Genomic DNA, 25,305 nt, shown 5'->3' on the forward strand with positions numbered 1-25,305 from the left:
AATGGCGTCCCGGCTCAGCCACGCCCTCACCTCATCATCCGTCCGGTAGGGCAGGCCCCAGGCAGCGTCCACGCCTGCCTTGGCCCCGGCGAAACCAGAATGGTCATACCATCGCCAAGTCATGACCTCAAGATGGCTGGGACCCTCAAGGGCCCTGGCCCTGTCCCCCAGCTCCTTACCCTTGAAGTAGACATCGGCTACACTGTTCCCATCCGCCACAACACCCGGCAGACCAAGACCCACGCCGTAGTCAGCCAGGTAGGGCGACGGAGCCAGCGAGGCGATGGGGTTGCCCATGCCCGTGAAGTTGTTCTCGGTCACGAATATCACGGGGAGCTTGTAGTTGACGGAGCTGCGGACCGTGTTGAACCAGTGCCGCGAGTTGTTAGCGCCATCGCCGATGTAGGACACGGCAATCTGGCCGGACTTCCGGACCTTGGCGCTCCACGCCGCACCAGCAGCCAGGGGGGGGTTGGCACCCACGACAGGGTTCGCCCCCAGGAAGCCCAGGTCCACGAAGCAAAGGTGCATGGTCCCACCGTAGCCCTTGTTAGCCCCCGTCTTCCTCATGAAGAACTCGGCCGTCATCCGCTTGGCATCGGCACCCCTGCCCGCCATGTCATGGTGAGCAGCATGGGTGCCTACGGCGTAATCGTCAGCCCTCATAACTAGGGTCCCGATAGCACAGGCCTCGGCCTCCTGGCCGACCCTCATGTGCCCACCGCCATAGACGCCCGGCGCGAGCTTCTGGGCTGTCCCTGTTGCCCCTAGCGGGTAGCCCCCAAGGCTGGTGTCCTTCATCGTGGTTTCAAAGACCCGGCTTCTGCACATCCGTGTGAAGCATTCAATTTGCTGGGCCTTGGGCACCTTGGCCAGCGCATCCGACGCGGCATTGTCCAGGTACTTCGCCGGTGGCAGCCACTTAACGGTGTCGCCATACTTCCAGGTGAGCATGGCCCCGCCGTAACCGGGGGCGGCCCGCACCAGGGACTTGGGGTGTATCCAGGCCGGCCCGGTAACAGTCGGGGGACCTACCGGGGCCGCCGCTGTTGGAGCTGGGGCCGCTACAGGAGCGCACGCAGCAACGGTGACCGTGGCCCCCGCCGCCAGCATGCCCTTGATGAAGCTACGTCTGTCCAGAACATTGCGTTCTGAGACTTTCAATTCGACCTCCTCTTTTTTGTCTCTTGGGGTCTAAATTTCCCTATCACTCTAGTATGCTGTAAGACCCTTTCCTCGCGCGGCACCACCTCCTTTTTCCAGGGCCTGGAAACCGAGAGAAAACGTCACAGATAGCGCAGCCCCAGGCACCTATTATAACGACTATAGGATATACGATTTTTTTCGTCTTGTCAAGTGGGCCAGATTAGAGAGTCTATGGGGATGTTTCAGCCTCCACCCGCTCCCGGTAAGAGGCCAGGAGCCTCAGGCTCAGCTCACCGGCCTCCCCCGAGCCCACAGGCCTCCCCCCCACCCTGGTGAGGGGCATCACCTCCAGCAGGGAGCTGGTGAGGAAGGCCTCTCTGGCTTCTGCCAGTTCCTCGGGGCGGACCGCCCGCTCCCGACAGGGGATACCCCACCCCCGGGCCAGTTCCAACGCCACCCCCCGGGTTATACCCAGGAGGGGACCACTCCCCTCCTCCGGGGTAACCAGGCCCTCCCCCACCACCAGGAAGAGGTTGGCATTGCTGGCCTCCACCAGGAAGCCCTTTTCGTTAAGGAGGAGGGCCTCCTGGGCATCCGCCTGGCGCGCAAACCGCCGGGCCAGGAGGAAGGGGATATAGTTGGTGGACTTGACCCCGCTGAGAGCGGAGCGGGAGGGCACGGGAAAGGGGAACAAAACGGCGGAGTAGCCCCTCTGGTAGGCCTGGGGCGGGGGTGGGGTGAAGGGCTGGGCGGTGATGACCACGGGAGGGGAGGAGGGGAGGGGCTCGGGGGCCGCCTCCCCCTCGCCGGCGGAAACGGTGAGCCGGACCCGGGCATCCTCGAGGCCGTTGGCTTTCAGGGTCCGGTGGAGGGCGGCGGCCAGCTCCTCCCGGGGGAGGGCCAGGGCTATCCCCAGGCGCTCCAGGGAGCGGAAAAGGCGGTCCAGGTGGCTATCCAGGCGAAAGAAGCGCCCCCGGTAGCTGCGCAGGGTCTCAAAGGCTCCGTGCCCGTAGAGGAAGCCGTGGTCCAGGGCAGAGACCCGGGCCCGGGGGCGTGGCACCAGCCTGCCGTTGATGTAGATGAGCTCCACCATCCCCTCATCCCTCCGGTGGGACCAGCCCCAGGGCCAGGAAGAGGGCCCGGGCCTTGTCCAGGGTCTCCCGGTATTCGGCTTCCGGCATCGAGTCATAGACCACCGCCCCCCCCACCTGGAAGTAGGCCCGGCCCTCCTTGACCACGAAGGTGCGGATAGCCATATTGAGCTCCATATCCCCGTGAAAGGAGATATAGCCGATAGCCCCGGTGTACACGCCCCGGCGGGTGGGCTCCAGCCCATCAATGACCTCCATGGCCCTCACCTTGGGCGCCCCGGTCACCGAGCCGCCGGGGAAGGCGGCCCGGAGGAGGTCCACCACCCCTAGCCCAGGGCGGAGCCGGCCTGCCACCGTGGAGGTCAGTTGCCAGACGGTAGCGTATTTCTCCAGGGTATAGAGCCGGGGCACCCGGACGGTGCCGAAGCGGCACACCCGGCCGATGTCGTTGCGCATCAGGTCCACTATCATTACATTCTCCGCCCGGTCCTTGATGCTCCCCCGTAGGTCCCGGGCCAGGGCCCGGTCCTGCCCCGGTTCCGCTCCCCGGGGGCGGGTGCCCTTCATAGGCCTGGTCCTCACCCTGTCCCCTTCCAGCCGGAGGAAGAGCTCCGGGGAGGCGCTCACCACCTGGACACCGGGGAAGTTGAGATAGGCGGCGAAGGGCGCCGGGTTGCACTGGCGCAGTCTCCGGTAGAGCTGGTAGGGAGGGAAGGGTAAGGGCACCTCAAAGCGCTGGGAAAGGTTCACCTGAAATATGTCCCCTGCGGCGATATACTCCCGGGCCCGCTCTACTGCTCCCAAGTAGCCCTCCCGGCTGAAGTTCGCCCGGACGTCACCGACAGGGGGGCAGGGGCTCTCCTCCTGCGGTAACGCCGGCTGCTGGAGCCTGGCCAGAAGCTCCCGCAGGCGCCTTTGCGCACGGAGCTGCCTGGCTTCCGGGTCCACTTCTGGAAGCCCGGTGGAGACCAGGTAAGCCCTGCCCCGGCGGTGGTCGAAAGCCACCAGGGCATCGTAGAAGCCCAGATAGGCTTCGGGCAGCTCCAGGTCATCCCGGGCCTCAGCGGGCAGATGCTCTATGAAGTGGCACAGGTCGTATCCGAAGTAGCCAACAGCTCCCCCCACCAGGGGCAGGTCCGCCAGGCGAGCTACCCGGTAACACTCCAAGAATCCCCGCAGGACCTCAAAGGGGTCGCCCACCACTACCTCCTGCTTGCCATCCTCCCAAAGCAATAGCACCTGATTGCCTCGGCTACGGAGCACGAGGAAGGGTTTGCTTCCCATAACGGAGAACCGTCCCAGCCCGCCGGCGAGGAGGGCGCTGTCCAGGAAGAAGCCGTAAGGTTCGCTCTGTAACCGTTGAAACGCCTGGAGCGGGGTAAGGCCGGTGAACACGGGCTCCACCAGCGGAACAAACGCCCCAGGCAACCGCACCAGTCCCCCTGTCTCAGTCAATACACCCAATTATATTCTCCAGGAACAGCGGAACTCAAAGGGCCAAAATTCAAGGGGCTGTCTCGCTTGAGACAGCCCCTTGAATATTCTGCCTTACTGCTTAAATCTTCTTCCGTCCCAGTATTGGCTCATCTTCGGTCTGAGCCTTGGCCAGAGGCACGCGGAGGCTGACGACGAACAGGACTGCCCCTGTCAGGATAAACAGAATATAGGTTAGACACATATAGAGCTTTAGACTGCTCAGGGCAGAGTTGACCGCATCGCCGAGCTTGACATCGCTAAGGCTCTTGACCGTGTCCCTATAGTCTATTGCTCCCTGGTCCATGTCTGCCTTGGCCGCAACCAGGGAAGGGCTCAGGTCTGTTACCAGTTTGGTCACCGTCGCCTTTGAGGCCCCCAGGTCCCTGGAGGTAGTGCCGAGGCTGGTGGTAAGGCCTGCCAACTGGGTATTGGTTGTATTCAGGAAAGTAGTCGCCTGGCCTACCACATTGGTCACCGCCCCCTTGGTCGCCCTCACACTTCCCGCCGCTGCCGTAAGGCTGGTGTTAAGGGTGCCCAGACTTCCGGCGGTATCGTTCAGGGCACTGGTCACCTGCCCAACTACACCTGTCACCGCTGCCTTGCTCGCCTTCAAATCGTTGGCTGCCTTAGTCAGGCTCGCACCCAGGGTGCCCAGGTCTTTCCCGGTGGCATCAAGGGAGGTCCCAACCTGCCCCACCATACCCCCAACCGTGGCACTGATCGCCCTCACACTACCGGCGGCGGTCTTGAGGCTCGCATCGAGGGCACTCACCTGCTTACCTGTGTCGCCCAGTACCACCCTTATCTGCTGGACCTGGCTGTCCACCAGGCCTATATTCTGGTCCACTTGCGCTATGGTGGCGGCAGTACCCAGGTCCAACGCATAGCCCAGACTCCTATAGGCGGTCCCCTGGGCCACCAGCAGGGAAGCGTCAATCCCAAAGGTGCTCTGGACGTACTGACCGATGGCTATCAGGTCATCGCCCGTAATCCGGTTCAAAGGTATGGGTACGGCAATCCCCGGCAACTGTATGGCGCTTTGCTTCGCCGCTGCCTGGATGGTCGCTCTCAACCCACCCGTCGCCTGTTGCAGGCTGGCGACGCTTTGGTCAGCGGCCACCAGGGCCCCACCGACCGCAGCCACCGCCCCAGAGGCTGAATCCAGGCTGGCGGCTGCGCCGTTCACTATCTGAGCCACCTGCGTCTGGACCCCGGGCAGGCTGGCAGTCACCGACCCCAGCCCCGCTGCCACCTGTGTCACAGACGCGCCGGCCGCATCCAGGCTGGCAGCCGCGCTATCAACTATCTGAAGCACCTGCGTCTGTAGTGCCGGCAGGCTGGCAGTCACCGACCCCAGCCCAGTTGCCACCTGTGTCACAGACGCGGCGGCCGCATCCAGGCTGGCAGCCGCGTTATCCATTATCTGGCCCACCTGGATCTGGGCCGTGGGGAGGCTGGCACCCAGCCCGCTCAGGCCTTTCCCTACCTCGGTCAGGGACCTAGAAGCCGTGTCCAGGGTAGCAGTCGCGTCATCTATGATGAGGGATGCCTGCTTCTGGACATCGGGCAAGTCAGCATTCAACCCGCCCAGGAGAGCTGACATGTCCTCCCACGATGCGGCCTCACGGTTGAAGGAGGTGACAATGTCGGCCACCGCCTTGTCAGCATTCTCCGCCTGGGGCCCCACTGCACCAAAGGCCACCAGCGACGCCACTAACCCTACAATGCCCAGGACCATCATAACGATAGAGACTACCTTTACCAAAATCTTCATAACTTGACCTCCTGCCTTTTAGGATTGGACCCTTCCGGGGGCAAGCGTTTTCGACCTAGCCACCCTAGCATTCGCAATTCAGGCCTAATTCTAGGCCCATGTCATAAAGGTTGTCAATAGGGGAACTGAAATCTAGTTAAATTCTTCACACAGCTACGCCGGCACTGTGAGACGGCCCCGCCTGGTCCGGGCCCGGCCCTCTTGTTGAAAGCCTCAGGACGTTGTAGTACAATAGTAATAGTTCCGCGCTGAATGGGGGTGGAGGGCAAGTATGACCAAGATAATGGTTTCCACTTTTTCCAGCAGTTATCTTTTTCCAGCAACTAAAGGAGGAGTCCTATGAAGCAAGCTTCTGTTCTTGACCGCCGTTCCTTTGTAAAAGCCTTGCTGGCAGCGGGGGCTACCAGCGTTGTGGCTTCTTGCCGTTCTGCTCCTGCAGGGGACACACCGTCTGCCCCGGCCGGGGGCAAAATAGACGCGCCATCGTGGATCCATCCTGCTTCCCTCATCCGGCCTCTTCCGGGGCCGGGGGGCAACCTGGCCTGGAAAGCGGGCGACACCCTGAAGTGGCTGACCCCCGAGAAGATAGCCCCGGGGAAGCCCGCCGACCTGCTGGCCAGCCTGCCCAAGGAAAAGCTGGCCGATATGTACCACAAGCTGTGGGTCATCCGCCTCTGGGAGACCGCCGTCAAGGACCTTTCCGTCACCGGCAAGGATGGGCTCTATGGGGTGGTCCACCTCTATGTGGGCCAGGAGGCCATGGCGGTGGGGTCCATTGCGGCCCTGAACCCCGATGACTATATCACCTCCACCCACCGGGGCCATGGCCACGTGATTGCCAGGGGTACCGACATCAACAAAATGATGGCCGAGATGTTCATGAAGGCGACGGGTTCAAATAAGGCCTACGGCGGGTCCATGCACATCTGTGATGAGAGCAAGGGGGTCCTCAGCGCCAACCCCATCGTTGGTGCCGGGGCCTACATCGGCGCCGGTGCCGCCTACAATATGAAGGTCCGGGGCTCCAAACAGGTGGTGATGACTTTCCTGGGCGATGGGGCCACCAACAGCCCCTACTACTTCAGCGCCCTCCGGCAGGCCACCATGTATAAGTGCCCCCTGGTGGTGGTGGTGGAGAACAACTTCCAGAACATGTGGATATCTATGGCAACGGTCAGCCCTACCCCCTGGTGTGCCGACCTGACGGTGGGCCTGGGTATCCCCTCCGTGGTAGTGGACGGCAACGACATCGCAGCCATGTACGCGGCCACCAAAGAGGCGGCGGAGCGGGCCCGGGCGGGCGAGGGGCCCAGCGTGGTGGAGGGCATCACCTATCGCTGGCTTGACCATGACGGGTTCGCCGGGGCCAAGGAACGGGTGGACGGCGCCTTCAACCTCCCCTACCGCACAGACGACGAGGTCCGGCAGTGGATAGCCCGGGACCCCATCAAGCGGTTCCACTCCTTCCTGGTGGAGAAAAAGCTGTTCACCGACGCCGACCTGAAGGCGGCGGAGGCAGGTGCGCGCAAGGCGGTGGATGACTCTATTGACTTCGCCCGCAAGAGCCCGCTGCCTGCCCCGGAGGACGGGGTGAAGAATGTGTGGTCCCTCGGCCCGCTCCCGGCCACCCAGTTCGGAAAGGGATAGAGAGGAGGCAAGGCATGCCAAGAAAGTCTCGCATTCTTGCTCAGCTAGAGGCCGTCCAGTACTGGATGCACAAGGACCCCACCATGCAGATCTTCTGGGAATACAGCAGCCTGGCAGGAATAACCCCGGAGGGCCGGAGCATCAATCTGTCTGCCGAGTTCCCCAGACTGACCACCTGGCGGACCCCGGGCCCATGGGGTGAGCCCATAGATGAGACGTGGATCGCTAATGCCTCTATAGGTGCCGCCACCACCGGCGCCCGCGCCCTTGCCCGACTGCCGTCTATGGCTATCACCTATGCCCTGGAGTTCATCTTCAACCAGGCGGCCAAGTGGCGCCAGGGCAGCGGCGGGCAGTCAGGTCTGAGGTTTGTGGCCTGGCTCGATTTTGCCGGCCGGCGGGCGGGGATGGGTTCCCAGCACGCTGATGCGGGGCAGGAGACCTTTTACGCCAATATGCCCGGCCTCATCGTGGTAGTGCCGGGCACCGCCTACGATGCCAAGGGCCTGATGAACGCTGCCCTCGCGGGCGAGGACCCGGTGGCCTACTGCGACTACCTGGTCCTGGCCGCCCTCCCCATTGAGGACGTCCCCGATGACTACTACACCGTGCCCATCGGGAAAGCGGCTGTCCGGCAGGAGGGGAAAGACCTGACCCTGGCCTACTGGGGGGAAGTCACCCTGGATGTGGTGAGGGCCCTCCCTCTGCTCAAGTCGGCGGGGATCAGCGTGGAGGCCATTGACATCCGGACGCTGAAGCCCTTTGACGAGAAGACTGTCGTCGATTCGGTAACGAAGACAAAGCGCCTCCTGGTGGTGACCCACGGGCACTTCACCGCCGACTTTGCCTCCCATGTGGTGGCTATCGCCGCCCTGAACGTGTCGGGGGCCAAGTTTGACATCATGGCCTTCCCCGACGCACCATCCCCAGCCTCCTATGATATGATGACCTGGATGACACCAGATGCGCAAAAGATCGTGGAGCGGGTCAAGAAGCTGGTGGGCTAAGCGGCATCGGGTTCTGGTGCCTGGCTTGAGGGGCCCCGAGGGCTCGGGGCCCCTCGGCTATCCGATAGGTTTCAGGAGGACGGAAAATGGGTGTTGAGGGAGTGGGACCAGGGCCAGGGGAGCACCCGGAAGTGGAGCCGTATCAGTTCGTTGAGGAGCCGGAGGCAAAGGAGGTCCCGCTCGAGGTCTCCTGTCCGCGCTGTGGCGGGCCTACCAGGGTAGATATGGTAAGGAGCGACATCTGGCAGGGGGACCATCTGATTGTGGTGGAGGACATCCCCGCCCTTGTGTGCGATAGATGTGTAGAACAGTTCTATTCCGAGCCGGTGACCGACGCCCTGCGGAGGCTGGTGCAAGAGGGGCTGGAGTCGGCTAAGCCGAAGAGGGAGATGGTTGTCCGAGTCTATTCCCTGGCCGGGCGGGTAAAGGTGCCACAACCGCCACCTGAAATGGGCTACTGGTCCAGGGTGCCCCCGGAGGGGGCATAGAGCACCGACCAGCGCCAGGGGGTTGCTTTCCAGGCCTGCTTGCCCTCAGGGCCGGTGCCCTGCTATAATAGACCCCAAAATTAAGACTAATGTTACGGCGAGGTATTGCTATTCTAATGAGTACCGGTATTCTGTTGGGGGCGGCCTGCAGACCTGCTGCCAAGCCAACACCAGCTCCCATCCCGACACCTACTCCCCTCCCAACGCCCTCTTCAACACCAACGCCTGGCAGCCTGGCCGGGTTTTTCCCGCCGGGCCCGGGGCGGGAGGAGGTTATTTTCTACTGTGGGAACTGTCATAGCCTATCCCTTCCTCTGGTAGCGCGGAAGGCTCCAGAAGCCTGGGTGGACTTCATTAAGAGCCACCCGGGGGCAGAGTTCCTGCCCGAGGAGACACTGAAACCCCTGCTGGAATATCTCACCGCCAACTTCGGACCCGATGACCCGGTCCCGGAGATTCCCCCTGGACTATAAGAAGGAGGCGACAATCTCGCGGCGACGGGTTCTAGTCCTGGCGCTCTCCGGAGGGCTTCTGCTGGCGGCCTGCGGCCCAAAAGCCACTCCCCAACCTGCACCCACTCCCACTCCTACGCCTAGAATAACTCCTGCCCTCACTCCCACACCTACACCCGCACTCACCCTGACGCCTACACCCAACCCGACACCTGCCTCTACCCCAACGCCTACTCCCGTTCGTACCCCCACGGCTACACCTACCCCCACGCCTCCCGCAACACCCACACCAGCGCCTGCCCCCTGGTCTCCGCCTGCCGGCAGCCTCAACCTAAACGATTACCTCCCACCGGGTCCAGGAAAAGATGCAGTCATCAATGAATGCGCCAACTGTCACAATATAATACGTATCCTAATCAGCCGGAGGTCTCCAGTAGGGTGGGAGAACTTCCTCAGAGACCACCCGAACGTGGTCATCAGTGAGCAGACAATCAGACTCCTGACAGAATATCTCGCTGCCAGCTTCGGCCCCGATGACCCGATCCCTCACATACCCCCGGAGCTGTCCGCCGGAGATGGCGGCGCAGGTGAGGTCTAAACGCTATTTAGGGAGGTGTCATCGTTACTGCGAAGCCCATGGCTATGGTGAGCGCAGACGGACCTCTGGCGGCATGGCCTGGTCCGTCCAAGCGAGGAGCAGTTGAAGCCCATCTTAGAGTATGCTAGCATGTGCTTCGGTCTCGGGGCTCCGGTCCCGGATATGCTTATGGAACCGAGAGACCGGTTAGGCTGTTTGAGGAGGCGCCAATGCTACGGGGGATTTTGATACCCTTGACGCTCATTGTACTGCTGGTGGCGGCCTGTGGCCCGAAAGCCACCCCCCAGCCAACAGCTACCCCCACGCCCACCCAGGTGCCCCACCCGGGGCCTGACCCCACCCCACCCCCCGGCGCCCAGGTTGCCTCGTTCTTTGCAGACGGTCCGGGGAGGGACCTGGTCTTGGAGTGGTGCGGGACCTGCCACAGCCTGACCCGTATCCTGACCACGCGGAAGGACCCGGCGGGATGGGCCACCTACATGAAGAATCGCCGGGCCGATATAGCCTTCCTGGGGGACGAGGAAGTGAAAACCATAACAGACTATCTCGTTGCCAACTTCACCCCCGATAAGCCCATTCCGCAACTCCCCCCGGCGCTGACCCGGTGATGAGGCTATTCAAAAGATGAGACTACTTAAGGAGGTGTCAATGCTACGGCGATGGGTCCTCATCCTGGTACTCGCCAGCGCGTTGCTGCTGGCAGCCTGCACCTGTGGCGGGGGGGCCAAAACCCCAACCCCCACACCTACCCGGACTCCAACTGCCACCCTGGCGCCGACTGCCACGCCTGCGCGAACGCCTACACCTACACCAACATCTACAGCCACCCTGACACCTGCTTCCACCTCAACACCTACTCGCACCCCCACCCCTACCCCTACAGCGACGCCTACACCTGCACCTACTCCCACACTTACTCCCACACCTACCCCTACACCTACACCTACACCTACACCTACACCTACACCTACATCTACCCCTACGCCTACACCTACTCCTACTCCTACACCTACACCTACATCTACCCCTACGCCTACACCTACACCTACTCCTACTCCTACTCCTACATCAACACCCACGACTACCCCGGCTCCCACGGCAACGCCAGCATGGACGCCACCTGCCAACCCTACCAGCCTGGCCGACTTCCTCGCGCCTGGTCCAGGAAGGGCCGTGTTTCTCAATAACTGCTCGGGCTGTCATAGCGTGGCCACTACCCTGATCTCGCGGAAGGCCCCGGACGGCTGGGAGAGCTTTATTCACGACCACCGAGTCAACACCGGTATGAACGATGCCGATGCGAAGACCCTCACAGACTATGTCATTGCCAACTTCAACACCAATGTGCCTGATTTCGATATCCCCCCGCAGCTGCTTGCTGGTGAAGTTATTACACCCTTCTAGGGAGATGTCAGCGCTGTGGCCATGAGCTCTTGTCCTGGTGGTAGGCAGTCTTGGGGGGTAGGCGGCGCGCCAAGAAGGGCGCCGCCTACCCCCCGCCCCGCCCCACCCCCCAAAGCTAGCCCCGGCGGGAAAGCTTAACCTTGACCAGACCTTTCCCCAAGCTCGGGGGAGACCTGGTCATTATATATTGTGATGCCTGTCACGGTGTCCATCCGGACGTCGTCGCGGGGCCGGCAGGCACGACGCCGGAGTAGAGAGGAGGGATAGTGCGTGCCAAATATACTAACGAAGGGGCGGTAGAAGTGGGGCCTACAGGTCCAGACCGGCAGGGGCAGGGCCTGATGGCGGCAAAGGAGTAGCATGCTTCACAACTTGCTTCCCAACACCCTTCCTTTTCTGGGCTTCTTCACCGGGCTGGTTATCGTCTACTATCTGATTCCTCACAGGTTCCGCTGGCTTCTCCTGCTATTGGGCAGCCTCTTCTTCTACGGGACCTTCAACGTGGGTTATGTGGCGTTGCTGGCCGGGTTCACCCTGTTCATCTACCTGATGAGCCTGGTGACAGCGGCCCGTCAAGGTGGCCTGCGGCGGGTCCTCCTGGTGGTGGGGTTGGTGGGAGGGGTGATACCGCTGTTAGTGTTCAAGTACTACGATAACTTCTTCCTGCGCTACCTCTTGACCGCCCCCTCCATTCCACGGCTCAATTGGCTGTTGCCGGCGGGACTTTCCTTCTACACCTTCTCGTGTTTGAGTTACCTGGTGGATATATACCGAGGAAAACTCCCCGTGGAGAAGCACCTGGGGCGGATGGCGCTCTATGTGGCCTTCTTCCCGAAGCTGCTGGCAGGGCCTATTGACCGGGCCACGACCTTTCTGCCACAGCTTTTGAAGCCGGCGCGGTTCAATCGGGAGGAGGTCGCCCTGGGGCTCCAGATGGTGCTGTGGGGGCTGGTGAAAAAGGTAGTGATAGCGGACCGGCTGGCGGTCTTTGTCAACCAGGTGTACCAGTCGCCGGGGACGGCTTCACCGGTTGACCTGGTGCTGGCCTCGTATTTCTTCGCCTTCCAGATTTACTGCGACTTTTCGGGCTACACGGACATGGCCATCGGGATGGGACGGGTGCTGGGGATTAATCTCATGGAGAACTTCCGGCGGCCATACTTCTCTACCTCAATAAATGAGTTCTGGACGCAAAGGTGGCACATCTCACTCACCCGCTGGTTCCGAGACTACATGTTCATCCCGCTGGGTGGGAGCCGGGTGGCGAAGTGGAGGTTTTACCTCAACCTGATAGTCGTGTTCGCGGTCAGCGGCCTGTGGCACGGGTCCAACTTGGTCTTCTTAATCTGGGGGACGTTGCAGGGGGTATGGCAGGTGCTGGCGCTGATGACGGCCCCCGCCAGGAACTGGATAGCAAAGCTGCTACGGGTGCCGGGGAAGGTGGGGACGGTTATCAGTGCGCTAGCGGTGTTCCACATGGTGCTGACGGGCTGGGTTTTCTTCGCGGTGGGGTATGTGAGGGGCACAGCGGCCACATTGAATGACGCGCTGACAGTGTTTAGACAGGTGGGGAAGGACTTCACTGACCTGCCCAGCCAGTTCGCACATAAGTCATACAGCCCGGAACTGCTCCTCTCCTTCGGGCTGCTGGGATTTCTGATCCTGATGGAGGTCATGGAAGAAAGGTGGAACCTGTGGGCGAAGATGAGGGTGCGGCCGGTGTACCTGCGCTGGGCGGTGTACTACGCCCTCATCCTCGGCCTGTTGGCCTTTGGGGTCTGGCAGCAGACCAGATTCGTCTACATGGCATTCTGAGATGGACAAAGGGAGAGAGACAATGCAGAGTGGACAGAAGGTTCCAGAAAAAGGCCAGGGCGGCCAGCCGCCCAAGCTCCCGAAGGCAATGGGGGCCGGGGGGTTCCTGTGGCGGGGCCTCATCTTCCTGCTGGTGGGGCTGGTGCTGTACAGCGGAGTGTATGCGTGGTCCGAGAACCTCGTACACAGTAACACCGAGCTTAACCGCTTCTACAAGATAAAGACCGCCGAGAACAGCCCCTACGACTGGGTGTTCTTCGGGGCCTCCCACGCTCTGGTGATGGACCTTCAAGATATGAACGCCCAGCTTGAGGAGATCACCGGGTCCAAGATATTGAACCTCGGCGAGATGGGAGGGGGCCCTGCCGTCAGCGGGGTATTGCTCGACTACTTCCTTGCGAAGCACGAGACGCGCGGGGCGGTGTACTTCGTAGACTCATTCGTCTTCTATTCCGACTTCTGGAATGAGGGGCGTCTGGCAGACGTGGGGCTGTACCAGCGGGCGCCTTTTGACCCGGCACTGGCTAAGGTTCTGCTCCAGAACTCCGCGACGCGGTGGAAGGGGCTGGACTACCTCTTCGGATTCTCCAAGAACAACTTCTGGGTGACCGGGAAAATCAATAGCTTGCGGGAGTTCAATGAGACTACATTCAGAAGCTCGCAGGAGTTCAAGGAGGCTACTACCAAACTGGACAACAAGGCAGACTGGCCACGCATCTTCCCAGGCATCGCAGCCTGGAGGGACAACTCGCAGGCGTTCAAGTCCGATATCTCCGGCTTCCCGCAGGCGGCCTCTTTCACCAAGAGATGGGGTGGGGTGCCCCAGCTTGATAGGCAGCGGATGGACTACCTCTACGGCGTGGTCACCGGCACGCACAGGGGCGTGGCCGACGCCGTCTCGCTCACAGACACTACCAAGGACTTCTCCAACCCCAACTTGGGTGTGAAAGTCGGCGGTACACTCACCAACATCACCGACGGGTCGTCCACAACGATTACGGCCATCACCACGACCACGGAGCCCAACGACACGCTTGTGGGAGTTCTCTCCGGCGGTGCGGAGAATGACTGGGACGAGGGCGATGTCTACGTGTATGGCAATATGGAAGTGGACATGGTCTTCTACGAGCGCTACATGACGGACTTCGAAAACCAGATTGAACGCCTGAAAGAGAAGAACGCCCGCGTAGTCCTCATCCGGTCGCCGCTCCCGAACTGGGTGCGCAACATGACGCCCTCAGATGCCTGGAAGAAGATACTCTCTAACAAAGAGAACTGGTTTGACGAGCAGATAAGAGGTGTGGCGGAGAAGCACGGCGTGGAACTGTATGACTTCTCGAAGAGTGTTCCCTCACAGAGCCAGTACTGGATGGACACTGACCACTTGAACCAGGCCGGCATGCTGTACTTCGCACAGCAGGCGAAGGCCGCATCCGGGGAGCTATTTAAGGATATCCTGAAGCCCTAGCCAAACTGCACGCTTCGCGATGTCAGGAGCCTCCCTCCCCGGCCGGGGAGGGAGGCTCCCTTTGTCGCAGTCCCCACAAGCCCCTGGGCCTGTGTGTAGCCTCTTTCAATTGACACCACTTGGATGGTGGGCTATAATCCCCTGAAGAATGCCGAAGAGAACTTATCAGCCCAAACGGCTCCGCCGTAGCCGCGTCCACGGCTTCCGGGCGCGAAACAGCACCCGGACAGGTAGGCTAGTGCTCAAGAGGAGAAGGCTGAAGGGCCGCCAGCGGTTGACAGCCACCGCATAGAGAGCCCCTAGTTGCATGGAAAGGCTCAGGAAGAGGGAAGAGTTCTCGGCCCTCCTGCGCCGGGGCAAGACCTTCCGCCACCCGCTGCTCACCCTAAAGGTCCTGCCCAACGGGCTCCTCTTCAGCCGGGCTGGCTTTCTCATAAGCCGGAAGGTGGGCAAGGCCGTGGTCAGGAACACCATTCGCCGCCGCCTCCGGGAGGTCCTCAGACTTGTACCCCTGGCCGAGGAACGGGACTTATTGATTATCGCCTCCCCCGAGGCGGGGGCCGCCGGCTTCCAGGAACTGAAAGGGGCGCTAATGGAGGTCCTCTCCCGAGCCGGTCTATTGAAGGAGAAAAGGTGAAGGCCTTTGCCCTTGGACTTATCTGTCTTTATCAGCGCACCTGGTCCCGGGTGACGCCCCCTTCCTGCCGTTTTGTCCCCTCCTGCTCCCATTACGGCCATGATGCCATAGAGAAGTTCGGGCTCCTCAAGGGGGGCTGGCTCACCCTGATGAGGCTGGCCCGCTGCCACCCCTTCTCCCAGGGCGGATATGACCCGGTGCCCTGAGGGCGGAGAGGGAGTCAAGCTGTGACTTCCCGTCTCTTTCCCTTTCTCTTTTTGGCGCTGTTGCTTCTGTCCTGTACCTCGGCCCCGGCGAGGGGCGGTTCCGGGGTGGCGGTAGCCGGGGAGAGGGTGCTGGTGGCCTCGGCCAAGGGCAAGGTCTTTGCCCTGGATGTCGGTGCCCGCTCCAGAGGCCTGCCCTTCCCGGCACCCGGGGAATGGGCCTTCCCGGAGAAGGGCAGCGCAGGGGCCATCTATGCCGCCCCCCTGGCCGAGGGGGAGAGGGTCTATGTGGCCAGCTATCAGGGCCAGCTCTCCGCCCTGGACGGGGTGACGGGGAAGGCCCTGGGGGACAAGGCCCTCTTCAAAGGGGGGTCAGTAGTGGGGGCACCCGTCCTGGAGGGAGGGGTCCTTTACCTCGCCTCCGGGTCAAAGCTCTTCGCCCTCAACCCCCTCACCGGCCAGCCCCTGTGGCCGAAGCCCTTCCAGGCCGGGAACCGCATCTGGGGCTCCCCGGTGGTGGCAGGGGAAACCATCTACCTGGGCAGCCTGGACCACCATGTCTATGCCCTGAGGACAAAGGATGGCTCCGTCATCTGGGAATACAAGGCCGGTGGGGCCATCGCCTCCAGCCCCACCCTGGGGGATGGGGGGCTTTTCTTCTCGGCCTTTGACGGCCTCTATTCTCTGGAGGCGGAAACGGGGTCCCTCCGATGGCACTTTCCTTCCCGCTCCTGGTTCTGGGGCCGTCCCCTCCTCTGGCAGGGGAAGGTCTTCGCCGGCTCCCAGGAGGGGAGATTCTACGGTCTGGATGCCAGGACGGGAAAGCAACTGTGGGAGCCCGTGCCTACCGGCGGCACCTTCAATTTTGCCCCCGCCCTGAGGGAAGGGGTGCTGCTGATAGGCTCAGACAGGGTCTATGCCCTGGACCCGGAGGGGGGCCAGCTTCTCGGGACCTGGGAACTGCCGGCACCGGTGGCGGGGGACCTGGTGGTGGCAGAGGGGGTGGCCTATGTTCAGGCCAAGAACCAGACCCTTTTTGCCCTGGGGTCGAAGTGGGGGGAAGTGCTGTGGAGCTTTTCCCTGGACCGGTGAGGCGTTATGGGTGAGCTGTGGAACTTGGTCTTCCGGCCCATGCTCAATGGGCTTATCATCCTGTACAGCCTCCTCTTCCAGAATTTCGGCCTCACTATCATCGTCTTCACCGTCCTCATCCGCCTGATACTGCTGCCCCTCACCCTGCAGCAACTTCGGTCCACCAGGGCCATGACTGCTGTCCAGTCCAAAGTCCTGGAACTGCAGAAGAAGTATGCCCGGGACAAGAAGCGTCTGGCCGAAGAGCAGATGAAGCTCTACAAAGAGGCGGGGATAAGCCCCACGGGGTGCCTCTGGCCCATGCTTATCCAGATACCCATCTGGATAGCCCTCTACCAGTCCATCCTCAAGGGCCTGGCTGCCACCCCGGAGGAGCTCCAAAGCCTCTCCGCTTACCTCTACTCCTCCTCCCTTATCCAGGGGATAGTGCCTCTCAGGGGAGAGTTCCTCTGGCTGAACCTCGCCCAGCCCGACCCGACCCTTGTCCTGCCCCTCCTGGTGGGGGTGAGCATGTGGGTGCAGCAGAAGATGGTCACCACCACCGCCGGTGACCCCCGCCAGCAAAGCATGAACCGCTTTATGCTCTGGATGATGCCCATGATGTTCGCCCTGTTCACCTTCCAGTTTGCCAGCGGGCTGGCAATCTACTGGGCCGCATCCAACATCATCGGCATTGTGATTCAGTATTTTGTCACCGGATGGGGCGGGCTCCGCCGCCAAGCCACCCCTCCGGCGGGAAAGAAGGCATCCTATGGAACGGCAGGAATTCCGAGGCAAGACAGTGGAAGGAGCGATAGAGACCGCCCTGGAAAAGCTGGGGCTCAAGAGGGAAGAGGTAGAGGTAACCGTCCTCTCAAGGGGACGCCCGGGGCTCCTGGGGATAGGGACGCAGGAGGCCCGGGTGCTGGTGAGTCCCCGCCCCGGCCCTGACCCCGCTTCCTACGGAAAAGAGGTCCTGGAGGAGCTCCTGGACATAATGAAAATACCGGCCTCCATCCGCATTTCCCAGCCCCCGCCAGGGCTGGGCCCCCCACCCCCCGTAGCCCTGGATATAAAGGGGCAGGACCTTGGCATCCTCATCGGCCGCCAGGGCCAGACCCTGGCCTCCCTTCAGTACCTGGTCAATGTTATCGTGGCCCTGAAACTCAAGTCCCAGGCCCCCATCTGGGTGGATGTGGAGGGCTACAAGAAAAGGCGCTATGAGAACCTGCGCACCCTGGCCAACAGGATAGCCGAGCAGGTGGAGAAGACCGGCCAGCCGGTGACCCTGGAACCCATGCCGGCTCACGAACGGCGCATTGTGCACCTGGCCCTGGCCGACCACCCCGATATCACCACCCAGAGCACCGGCGAAGGGCCAGCCCGGAAGGTGGTCATCGCCAAGAGGCCACTGAGAGAGGGAAGGGAGGAGTAGAGAAAGCCCCCTTTCAGGGGCATAGTATCTACCCACCATGTTTGAACCGGTTTCCAGCAGGGTCTCTTTTCCAGAGATGGAGGAGAAGGTCCTCCGCTTCTGGAAGGAGAAGCGCATCTTTGAGAAGAGTGTAGAACAGCACCAGGGCTCCGAGCATCGCTTCATCCTCTACGAAGGCCCCCCCACCGCCAACGGCAACCCCGGCCTCCACCATGTCCTGGCCCGGGTCTTCAAGGACCTCTTCCCCCGCTATAAGACCATGCAGGGATTCTATGCCCCCCGCAATGCGGGCTGGGACTGCCACGGGCTCCCTGTAGAGCTGGAGGTGGAGAAGGAGCTGGGGCTCTCCTCCAAGACCCAGATCGAAGAATACGGAATAGAGGCGTTCAACGCCCGCTGCCGGAAGAGCGTCTTCCGCTACCTCAAGGACTGGGAGGCCCTCACCGAGAGGATAGGCTACTGGCTGGATATGGAGCACCCCTATATCACCCTGGACCGGGACTACATCGAGTCCTGCTGGTGGATAATAAAGAAGCTGTGGGATAAGGGCCTCATCTACCAGGGCCACCGGGTAACCCCCCACTGCCCCCGCTGCGTCACCTCCCTCTCCTCCCACGAGGTGGCCCTGGGCTACAACGAAAACGCCGAGGACCCATCGGTTTATGTCAAGTTCCGCCTCACCTACCATGCCAGGGGAGCACCCAGCCCCAAGGCCCTTCCCAACCTGGTGAGGTTCGGGCGCCCCGTCTATCTCCTGGCCTGGACCACCACCCCCTGGACCCTCCCCGCCAACACGGCCCTGGCAGTAGCCCCCGAGGCGGAATACTCCCTGGTGGAGCACCAGGGGGAGGGGCTGCTCCTGGCCACGGCCCTCCTGGGGGCCTCGGGCCTGGGGGAGGGGAAGGTCCTGCGCAGCTTCAAGGGCCGGGACCTGGTGGGGCTCTCCTATGAACCCCTCTACAACCCCCACCGCTACGCCATAGAACGGACCCGCTATACCGGGCAGGGGCTCCAGCCCCAGCACCCTGATGAAGACCTCACCTACCCCGTTATCGGGGCCGGTTTTGTCTCTCTGGATGAGGGGACGGGCATTGTCCACATTGCCCCGGCCTATGGGGAAGTGGACTATGAGGCGGGGGAGAAGGAGGGGCTAGACTTCCTCCACACCGTGGACCTCCAGGGTAAGGTCCTGGGGAAATACCCCTTCTCCGGCCTCTTCGTCAAGGACGCCGACTCCCTCATCATGGATGACCTGAAAGGGAGAGGGCTTCTCCTCAAGGCGGGCCGGATAACCCATACCTACCCCTTCTGCTGGCGCTGCAATGCCCCCCTTCTCTACTATGCCAAGAAGACCTGGTTCATCCGCACCACCGCCATGAAAGAGAAGCTCCTGGAAGGGAACCAGGAGATAAACTGGGTTCCCGGATACATCAAGGAAGGCCGCTTTGGCGACTGGCTCAGGAACAATGTTGACTGGGCCCTCTCCCGGGAGCGCTACTGGGGGACACCCCTCCCCATCTGGGTGTGTGACTCCGGGCATTATCAGGGCATCGGCAGCCTGGGGGAGCTGAAAGAGAAGGCCCACCGGGAGAAGATGGAAGAGTCGGGCTACTCCCTGGAGGAGGCCCTGAAGGACCCCCACCGCCCCTTCATTGACCGCGTCATCCTCAGGTGCCCGGAATGCCAGAGCCCCATGCATCGGGTGCCCGAGGTGATAGACTGCTGGTTCGACTCCGGGGCAATGCCCGTAGCCCAGGTCCACTACCCCTTTGAGAATGCTCAGCTTATAGATAAAGACCTCAATTTCCCCGCCGACTATATCTGCGAGGCGGTGGACCAGACCCGGGGCTGGTTCTACACCCTGCATGCCCTCTCCACCCTCCTGTTCCAGAGGCCCTGCTTCAAGAATGTCATCTGCTTGGGGCTCATCCTGGACGCCAAGGGGGAGAAGATGAGCAAGGCCCGGGGGAATGTGGTGGACCCCTGGGCGGTGATTAAGGCCTATGGAGCCGACGCCCTTCGCTGGTATATGTTCACCGCCTGCCCCCCCGGGAATGTGCGCCGCTTTGACCCGGAGCAGGTGAAAGAGGTCATGCGCCAGCCCTTCATGACCCTGTGGAACACCTACTCCTTCTTTGTGACATATGCCAACATAGACCGCTTCGACCCAAACACCCCCGCACCCCCCGTTACATCAGAGCTGGACCGCTGGATAATATCCGAGCTGAACGGGCTTATTGCCCAGGTGACCCAGCATCTGGACAGCTATGAGCCGGTGGAGGCGGGCAGGGAAATAGAGAAGTTCATAGAATCCCTCTCCAACTGGTATGTCCGCCGCAGCCGCCGCCGCTTCTGGAAAGGCGAAAACGACCAGGAGAAGCGCTCCGCCTATCACACCCTGTATAACTGCCTGGTCACCCTGGCCAAGCTTATGGCGCCCTTTGCCCCCTTTGTTGCGGAGGAGCTATACCAGAACCTGGTGAGGACCCAGGACCCCGCCGCCCCCGAGAGCGTGCACCTTTCCCGCTTCCCGGTGGCTGTTCCCTCCCTTGTCGACCAGGAGCTGATGGCCGCCACGCGCCTGGCCCAGACAATCTCCAGCCTGGGCCGGGCGGCCCGGGCCCGGGCGGGCATCAAGGTCCGCCAGCCCCTCTCTTTGGCCTATGTAGGCATTGAATCTTCCGGTAATCTGAAACTGTGGAATAGGGTGATTGACCAAGTCAGAGAAGAGATGAACGTTAAGGAGCTAAAGATAGCCATGGATGAGAATTTGGGCTATCCAGACTTTTTCAGTAAACCTGACGCCTACGCTGCTGAAATGATGCAGGCTACTGGCTACTTTGTAGCTATTGACAAGAGGATTCCTCCCGGGCTTAAGAAGGAGGGCCACGCCCGGGAAATCGTCCACCGCCTGCAGAGCATGCGCAAGGCGGCAGGCTTTGATATCGCCGACCACATCGCCACCTACTACCAGGCTGAAGGGGAGCTAGAAGAGGTGATGCGGGAATTTGCCCCCTATATCCAGCAGGAGACCCTCTCCCGGCAACTCGTAGCAGGCCCCCCACCCGACGGGGCACATCAGGAGACCCACAGTGTAGACAGAGAAAAGATAGCCCTGGCGGTGAAGAAACTCTAAGATGGGAAATCTCGGACTGGAACAGGTCATGGCAAACTCGGAAAGGAGGAAAACATGGCTGTAGCGCGCACACCGAAGGGTGTACTGCTGGACGGAGCCCAGATGACCCTTATGTCATTGCTGGCAGGCACTGCGGGGTTTCTGAAGGAGAGAGACATCTCAATTGCAGAGTGGGTCTCCTATATTGGGGAGACTTTTGCAGACTCCTGGAGTGCTCTGGAGGGCGAGGGGGCCGATGAAGTCATGAAGCACCTTCTCGCTTTGCAGCTCCTGCCACTCGGGGTGGAGGTGCTCTCCAGTGAACTCAAACCCGATAAGGCTGAAGTGGTCTTAACCGCTTTGCCCGGCAAGGCTGTCCTGGAGAAGTTTGGCACCACCACCCGGGACCTCCTCAGGGGCTTTGGCGTGGACTCGCAGGAGGTCGCCCTGATATACGGCATGTTTGAGCCCGCCGCCAAAGCCATAGGCATGCGGTGGACTCACCAGCTCAAGGGAGGCAAACAGACCCTCCGGCTGGAGTCCAAGGCCGCCAGCAGAAAGACAGGAGCTCGCCGCCCGGCAAAGAAGTCCTGATACCTGCTGTTCATCCCCCCGAGCGAGCGAGGAGCGGGCCCTATCTTTGATGGCCCCGGGCCATGGCTGACATGGCCCAACCTGTGGATTTTCCGGTCCCGGTCGGGACCGGCCTAGCGGCGGCCCTGGAGGAGCCCTACCATTTCCAGCTCCAGGTTTCGCAGTCGCGAAGCGGTGATGCTGGCGATGTCCTGCATTATCAGGAGGCCCATCCTGGGGTCTGACCGCATCAGTGCCAGAAGGGCTTCTCGCTCAACGGCACGGACCCGGGTCGGGGACAACGCCACCACAGTGGCGGTGAACTGGTAGGGCCGCACGAGGGCTGACCAGCCGAAGGCTCCACCCGCAGATACAGAGGTAATAGGGACGCGTTTCCCATTTTGGAGCTCGCACTCCACGGCTACCTGCCCCTCCTCCACCAGGTATAGCCTGTGGGCCTCAGCGCCCTGCTTGCAGATTATGGCGCCCGCCTCGTAAGTCTCGGTGCGCTCCAGGCTTTCTACCCGCTGCCTTTGCTCCTCGGTGAGGCTACCGAAGATATACACCGTGGGCAGGGCTTCCATAACAGGCACCGCTCTGGACCGGGCTTGTTGGGGCGTCCCTGCCAGTGCCTTCAGGGTGGCCCCCACAAGCAACGGGTCTATGTTCCCCTCCCCACCGCACTCAGGATGATAACAGGTGACGTTGTTGAAGAGACAGGCCTGCTGGCAGCCGGGGCAGCGCTCAGGGGGGCTGGCCGCTTGAAGGTGATAGCCGCAGTTCGTACACATCCAGTGGGCCACAGGACACCTCCTCACCGGGATTATGGAGTCAGGGATAGAATACTATAGCCAGAACCGCTAATCAACACGGCGAAGGGCTTCATCAAGGTGTTACTTCGTCATCCTGTATAATAACGGCAAGGGGGCCTGAGGCCTTGTCCCTATCCCCCTAGCCTGTTAAAATTGATGATTATGCCTCTGCCCGAATTGGCAAAGGAGAGCGGTGGCCACGGGTAAGCGGGTGGTGGTAACCGGCATGGGGGCAGTCTGCCCCCTCGGCCTCAGCCTTTTGGAGATGTGGGAAGGCCTCATCTCCGGCCGGTCGGGGGTGGGGCCCATCACCCACTTTGACCCGTCACCCTTTCGCACCCACTTTGCCGCCGAGGTGAAGGACTTTGACCCCCTGGGCTATATGGACAGGAAGCAGGCCCGGCATATGGACCGCTTCTCCCAGTTTGCTGTCGCCGCTGCCCTCCAGGCGGTGGGGATGGCCAGGCTGAAGATAGATGACGCCAACCGGCATGATATCGGTGTCATCATCGGCAGTGGCATCGGCGGCCTCACCACCCTCATTGAACAGCACCATGTCCTCCTGGAGAAGGGGGCCGAGCGCGTGAGCCCCTTTCTCGCCCCCATGATGATAGCAGATATAGCGGCGGGGGAGGTCTCCATCCTCCTGGGGGCGAGGGGGCCCAACTTCTGCACCACCTCCTCCTGCGCCTCGGGGGCCGATGCCATAGGGGTTGCCTACGAGACCGTCCGCCGGGGGGATGCCCGGGCCATGCTGGCTGGGGCGAGCGAGGCCACCATCAATACCCTGGGCTTCGCCGCCTTCAACGCCGCCCGGGCCCTCTCTACCCGGAATGATAACCCCCAGGGAGCCTCTCGCCCCTTTGATGCCCTTAGAGATGGTATGGTCATGGGGGAGGGCTCCGCTGTCCTGGTCCTGGAGGACCTGGAGTTTGCCCTGAGGCGGGAGGCCCCCATCCTGGGGGAGCTGCTGGCCTACATCGGCACCGCCGATGCCTACCATGTCACCCAGCCCGCCCCTGCCTGCGAGGGGGGGGCCAGGGCCATGGCCCTGGCCATCAAGAAGGGCGGGCTGAGGCCGGAGGACATAGACTATATCAATGCCCACGGCACCTCTACACCTATCAATGACGGGCACGAGACCGCCGCCATCAAGACGGTCTTCGGCCAGCATGCCTATAAGGTCCCCATCAGTTCCACCAAGTCCATGATGGGGCACCTTCTGGGGGCGGCGGGGGCCGTTGAGGCGGCCATCTGCCTCCTGGTATTGGAGCGGGGGGTCATCCCCCCCACCATCAACCTCAACCACCCGGACCCGGAATGCGACCTGGACTATGTCCCCAACACGGCCAGGAAGGCTGCCGTGAAGACGGCCATGTCCAACGCCTTTGGTTTTGGGGGCCACAACTCTGTCCTCATCTTCCGCCGCTACGAAAGATGAAACAGCAAAGCTGGAATCTCCTTCCCCCGGCCCCCCGGGACTTCCTTGAAGCGGAGAAACTCCCGCCCCTTATCCTTCAGGTCCTCTACAACCGGGCACTCCGGGACCCGGCCTGCTGGGAGGCCTTCCTGACTGCCGATGAGAGGCTGGGCCATGACCCCTTCCTCCTCCCAGAGATGGAGAAAGGGGTGGAGCGCCTGCGCCAGGCCATTCATAGCGGTGAGAAGGTTGGTATCTACGGCGACTATGATGCCGATGGGATTACCGCCACCGTCTTGCTCGTCCAGGGGCTTGAGGCCCTGGGGGCCCAGACCGTCCCCTTCATCCCTACCCGCCTCCACGGCCACGGCCTCCACTCCCCCGCCCTGGAGAGCCTCTTCCAGCAGGGGGTCTCCCTGGTCCTCACCGTTGACAGCGGGACCAACGGCTATGATGAGGTAGCCCAGGCCCAAAGGCGTGGGCAGGATATAATCATCACCGACCACCATGTCTGTCCCCCCCTCCTCCCCCCAGCGGTGGCCGTTGTAAACCCCAAAAGGCCCGATTCCCTTTACCCTTTCCCCGACCTGACGGGTGTGGGGGTAGCCTACAAGCTCCTCCAGGCCCTGCTGGGGGACGTCGCCCCCGGCCTGGATCTGGTGGCGCTGGGGACGGTGGCCGATGTAGCCCCCCTGCTGGGGGAGAACCGCTACCTGGTGAAGGAGGGGCTGAGGCTCCTCAACGCCCCCCGCCGCCCCGGCATCAGGGAGATGCTCCGCTTCTCCGGCCTGGCGAGAGTGGATGCGGAGAGCATCGCCTGGGTCCTGGGCCCCCGCCTCAATGCTGCCGCCCGCCTGGAACATCCCCTTGTCAGCTACCACCTCCTCCTCACCCCTTCCACCGAGGAGGCCCAGCGCCTGGCAGAGGAACTGGAGGGGATGAATGCCGAAAGACAGAGGCTCACCGGGGAGGCCCTGGTCTGGGCCCGGGAGCAGGCCCTGGCCCAGGGCGACAACCGTTTCCTTCTGGTCCAGTGCAGAGATGTCCCCCTGGGGGTGGCCGGCCTGGTAGCCAACCGGCTGGTGGAGGAGTTCTGCCGCCCGGCGCTGGTGGTGAGACTGGGCCCAGAAACCTCCAGCGGCTCGGGGCGCAGCATCGCCCAGTTCAACCTCTTCTCCGCCCTCCAGGAAAATGAAGACCTACTGCTCCGCTACGGCGGCCACCCCAGGGCCGCCGGCTTCACCATCGCCAGCGAGAACATCCCCCGCCTCCAGGAGAAACTGGTGGAGAGGGCCAACCGGGAGCTAAAGGGGCTGGACCTGAGGCCCGAGATAGTGATGGATGCCCGGATATCCCTGGCCGAACCTGATGGCCAGTTCCTCCAGTTCCTCCCCAGGCTGGCCCCCTTCGGCTTCGGCAATCCCAACCCGGTCTTCCTGAGCCAGGGGGTGAAGGTGGTGGAGGCCCACCAGGTAGGGGACAAAGGGGACCACCTAAGGCTCAAACTCAGGGCCGGGCCGGTGACCTGGGATGCTATCGCCTTTGACTGCGGGGGGGAGGAGAGAAAGCTGTCACCCTATCTGGATATAGTCTATTCCTTCAGCACCGACTGCTGGGGGCCAAGAGAGACCTTGAAGCTGGAACTCCACGACTTCAGGACATCAGTCTAATGG

The 25,305-nt window shown here is 62.0% G+C and carries 22 protein-coding genes; 17 read left to right on the plus strand and 5 right to left on the minus strand.

The window, feature by feature from the left end:
- The 4 genes from KJ624_01590 to KJ624_01605 form a co-directional block, all read right to left on the minus strand.
- The coding region (locus KJ624_01590) for a thiamine pyrophosphate-dependent dehydrogenase E1 component subunit alpha (GenBank protein ID MBU2008535.1) at positions 1 to 1,164 on the minus strand (1,164 nt) is incomplete at its 3' end.
- Between the two features lie 211 nt (positions 1,165 to 1,375).
- Positions 1,376 to 2,239, minus strand: coding sequence for an aminotransferase class IV (locus tag KJ624_01595; GenBank protein ID MBU2008536.1), 864 nt, complete (start codon positions 2,237 to 2,239; stop codon positions 1,376 to 1,378).
- A 4-nt stretch (positions 2,240 to 2,243) separates the two neighbouring features.
- Positions 2,244 to 3,644: an aminodeoxychorismate synthase component I gene (gene pabB / locus KJ624_01600; protein MBU2008537.1), complete on the minus strand. Its 1,401-nt coding sequence runs from the start codon at positions 3,642 to 3,644 to the stop codon at positions 2,244 to 2,246.
- 148 nt (positions 3,645 to 3,792) lie between these two features.
- Positions 3,793 to 5,487 (minus strand): hypothetical protein, encoded by a 1,695-nt coding sequence (locus KJ624_01605; GenBank protein MBU2008538.1) that lies wholly within the window; start codon positions 5,485 to 5,487, stop codon positions 3,793 to 3,795.
- Between the two features lie 339 nt (positions 5,488 to 5,826).
- Between KJ624_01605 and KJ624_01610 the strand changes: the two genes are divergently transcribed.
- From KJ624_01610 to KJ624_01680, 15 genes are all read left to right on the plus strand, one after another.
- On the plus strand, positions 5,827 to 7,134 hold the full coding sequence (locus tag KJ624_01610; GenBank protein ID MBU2008539.1) for a thiamine pyrophosphate-dependent dehydrogenase E1 component subunit alpha: 1,308 nt from the start codon (positions 5,827 to 5,829) through the stop codon (positions 7,132 to 7,134).
- A 14-nt stretch (positions 7,135 to 7,148) separates the two neighbouring features.
- Positions 7,149 to 8,141: a transketolase gene (locus KJ624_01615; protein ID MBU2008540.1), complete on the plus strand. Its 993-nt coding sequence runs from the start codon at positions 7,149 to 7,151 to the stop codon at positions 8,139 to 8,141.
- Positions 8,142 to 8,227: 86 nt separating this feature from the next.
- On the plus strand, positions 8,228 to 8,629 hold the full coding sequence (locus KJ624_01620) for a YgiT-type zinc finger protein (GenBank protein ID MBU2008541.1): 402 nt from the start codon (positions 8,228 to 8,230) through the stop codon (positions 8,627 to 8,629).
- A 1,259-nt stretch (positions 8,630 to 9,888) separates the two neighbouring features.
- The gene (locus tag KJ624_01625; GenBank protein ID MBU2008542.1) at positions 9,889 to 10,287 is read left to right on the plus strand and encodes a hypothetical protein; all 399 of its coding nucleotides are present in this window, start codon (positions 9,889 to 9,891) and stop codon (positions 10,285 to 10,287) included.
- Between the two features lie 51 nt (positions 10,288 to 10,338).
- The gene (locus KJ624_01630; GenBank protein MBU2008543.1) at positions 10,339 to 10,866 is read left to right on the plus strand and encodes a hypothetical protein; all 528 of its coding nucleotides are present in this window, start codon (positions 10,339 to 10,341) and stop codon (positions 10,864 to 10,866) included.
- Positions 10,853 to 11,083 (plus strand): hypothetical protein, encoded by a 231-nt coding sequence (locus tag KJ624_01635; GenBank protein ID MBU2008544.1) that lies wholly within the window; start codon positions 10,853 to 10,855, stop codon positions 11,081 to 11,083. The genes KJ624_01630 and KJ624_01635 overlap by 14 nt, the downstream gene beginning before the upstream one ends.
- 360 nt (positions 11,084 to 11,443) lie before the next feature.
- The gene (locus KJ624_01640; protein MBU2008545.1) at positions 11,444 to 12,898 is read left to right on the plus strand and encodes an MBOAT family protein; all 1,455 of its coding nucleotides are present in this window, start codon (positions 11,444 to 11,446) and stop codon (positions 12,896 to 12,898) included.
- Between the two features lies 1 nt (position 12,899).
- The gene (locus tag KJ624_01645; GenBank protein ID MBU2008546.1) at positions 12,900 to 14,366 is read left to right on the plus strand and encodes a hypothetical protein; all 1,467 of its coding nucleotides are present in this window, start codon (positions 12,900 to 12,902) and stop codon (positions 14,364 to 14,366) included.
- A gap of 148 nt (positions 14,367 to 14,514) precedes the next feature.
- Entirely contained in the window at positions 14,515 to 14,658 is a 144-nt protein-coding gene (gene rpmH / locus KJ624_01650) for a 50S ribosomal protein L34 (GenBank protein ID MBU2008547.1), read from the plus strand.
- 15 nt (positions 14,659 to 14,673) lie between these two features.
- Positions 14,674 to 15,003, plus strand: a complete 330-nt coding sequence (rnpA, locus tag KJ624_01655) for a ribonuclease P protein component (GenBank protein ID MBU2008548.1) — start codon at positions 14,674 to 14,676, stop codon at positions 15,001 to 15,003.
- On the plus strand, positions 15,000 to 15,209 hold the full coding sequence (yidD, locus tag KJ624_01660) for a membrane protein insertion efficiency factor YidD (protein ID MBU2008549.1): 210 nt from the start codon (positions 15,000 to 15,002) through the stop codon (positions 15,207 to 15,209). The genes rnpA and yidD overlap by 4 nt, the downstream gene beginning before the upstream one ends.
- A gap of 21 nt (positions 15,210 to 15,230) precedes the next feature.
- Positions 15,231 to 16,298 (plus strand): PQQ-binding-like beta-propeller repeat protein, encoded by a 1,068-nt coding sequence (locus tag KJ624_01665; GenBank protein ID MBU2008550.1) that lies wholly within the window; start codon positions 15,231 to 15,233, stop codon positions 16,296 to 16,298.
- Between the two features lie 781 nt (positions 16,299 to 17,079).
- On the plus strand, positions 17,080 to 17,712 hold the full coding sequence (locus KJ624_01670) for a protein jag (protein MBU2008551.1): 633 nt from the start codon (positions 17,080 to 17,082) through the stop codon (positions 17,710 to 17,712).
- A gap of 37 nt (positions 17,713 to 17,749) precedes the next feature.
- Positions 17,750 to 20,848, plus strand: a complete 3,099-nt coding sequence (gene ileS / locus KJ624_01675) for an isoleucine--tRNA ligase (protein ID MBU2008552.1) — start codon at positions 17,750 to 17,752, stop codon at positions 20,846 to 20,848.
- Positions 20,849 to 20,902: 54 nt separating this feature from the next.
- On the plus strand, positions 20,903 to 21,421 hold the full coding sequence (locus KJ624_01680; GenBank protein MBU2008553.1) for a hypothetical protein: 519 nt from the start codon (positions 20,903 to 20,905) through the stop codon (positions 21,419 to 21,421).
- Between the two features lie 113 nt (positions 21,422 to 21,534).
- Here KJ624_01680 and KJ624_01685 read toward each other — a convergent pair whose 3' ends face one another.
- Positions 21,535 to 22,203: a cyclic nucleotide-binding domain-containing protein gene (locus KJ624_01685; GenBank protein ID MBU2008554.1), complete on the minus strand. Its 669-nt coding sequence runs from the start codon at positions 22,201 to 22,203 to the stop codon at positions 21,535 to 21,537.
- 235 nt (positions 22,204 to 22,438) lie between these two features.
- Between KJ624_01685 and fabF the strand changes: the two genes are divergently transcribed.
- A complete protein-coding gene (fabF, locus tag KJ624_01690) occupies positions 22,439 to 23,653 on the plus strand; it encodes a beta-ketoacyl-ACP synthase II (GenBank protein ID MBU2008555.1) in 1,215 nt (404 codons plus the stop codon).
- The gene (recJ, locus tag KJ624_01695; protein ID MBU2008556.1) at positions 23,650 to 25,302 is read left to right on the plus strand and encodes a single-stranded-DNA-specific exonuclease RecJ; all 1,653 of its coding nucleotides are present in this window, start codon (positions 23,650 to 23,652) and stop codon (positions 25,300 to 25,302) included. Before fabF ends, recJ begins: the two co-directional genes overlap by 4 nt.
- The last annotated feature ends 3 nt before the right edge of the window (positions 25,303 to 25,305 follow it).

The sequence above is a fragment of the Chloroflexota bacterium genome, assembly GCA_018825785.1.
GTDB lineage: Bacteria > Chloroflexota > Dehalococcoidia > JACVQG01 > JAHKAY01 > JAHKAY01.

Bases quoted from the DNA above. Each gene is read 5' to 3' on its own strand.
- rpmH (MBU2008547.1), top strand. From the start codon at position 14,515: ATGCCGAAGAGAACTTATCAGCCCAAACGGCTCCGCCGTAGCCGCGTC.
- rnpA (MBU2008548.1), top strand. From the start codon at position 14,674: ATGGAAAGGCTCAGGAAGAGGGAAGAGTTCTCGGCCCTCCTGCGCCGG.
- recJ (MBU2008556.1), top strand. From the start codon at position 23,650: ATGAAACAGCAAAGCTGGAATCTCCTTCCCCCGGCCCCCCGGGACTTC.
- KJ624_01610 (MBU2008539.1), top strand. From the start codon at position 5,827: ATGAAGCAAGCTTCTGTTCTTGACCGCCGTTCCTTTGTAAAAGCCTTG.
- KJ624_01595 (MBU2008536.1), bottom strand. From the start codon at position 2,239: ATGGTGGAGCTCATCTACATCAACGGCAGGCTGGTGCCACGCCCCCGG.
- KJ624_01620 (MBU2008541.1), top strand. From the start codon at position 8,228: ATGGGTGTTGAGGGAGTGGGACCAGGGCCAGGGGAGCACCCGGAAGTG.
- KJ624_01615 (MBU2008540.1), top strand. From the start codon at position 7,149: ATGCCAAGAAAGTCTCGCATTCTTGCTCAGCTAGAGGCCGTCCAGTAC.
- fabF (MBU2008555.1), top strand. From the start codon at position 22,439: ATGGGGGCAGTCTGCCCCCTCGGCCTCAGCCTTTTGGAGATGTGGGAA.
- KJ624_01645 (MBU2008546.1), top strand. From the start codon at position 12,900: ATGGACAAAGGGAGAGAGACAATGCAGAGTGGACAGAAGGTTCCAGAA.
- KJ624_01625 (MBU2008542.1), top strand. From the start codon at position 9,889: ATGCTACGGGGGATTTTGATACCCTTGACGCTCATTGTACTGCTGGTG.
- ileS (MBU2008552.1), top strand. From the start codon at position 17,750: ATGTTTGAACCGGTTTCCAGCAGGGTCTCTTTTCCAGAGATGGAGGAG.
- KJ624_01680 (MBU2008553.1), top strand. From the start codon at position 20,903: ATGGCTGTAGCGCGCACACCGAAGGGTGTACTGCTGGACGGAGCCCAG.
- KJ624_01640 (MBU2008545.1), top strand. From the start codon at position 11,444: ATGCTTCACAACTTGCTTCCCAACACCCTTCCTTTTCTGGGCTTCTTC.
- KJ624_01630 (MBU2008543.1), top strand. From the start codon at position 10,339: ATGGGTCCTCATCCTGGTACTCGCCAGCGCGTTGCTGCTGGCAGCCTG.
- KJ624_01605 (MBU2008538.1), bottom strand. From the start codon at position 5,487: ATGAAGATTTTGGTAAAGGTAGTCTCTATCGTTATGATGGTCCTGGGC.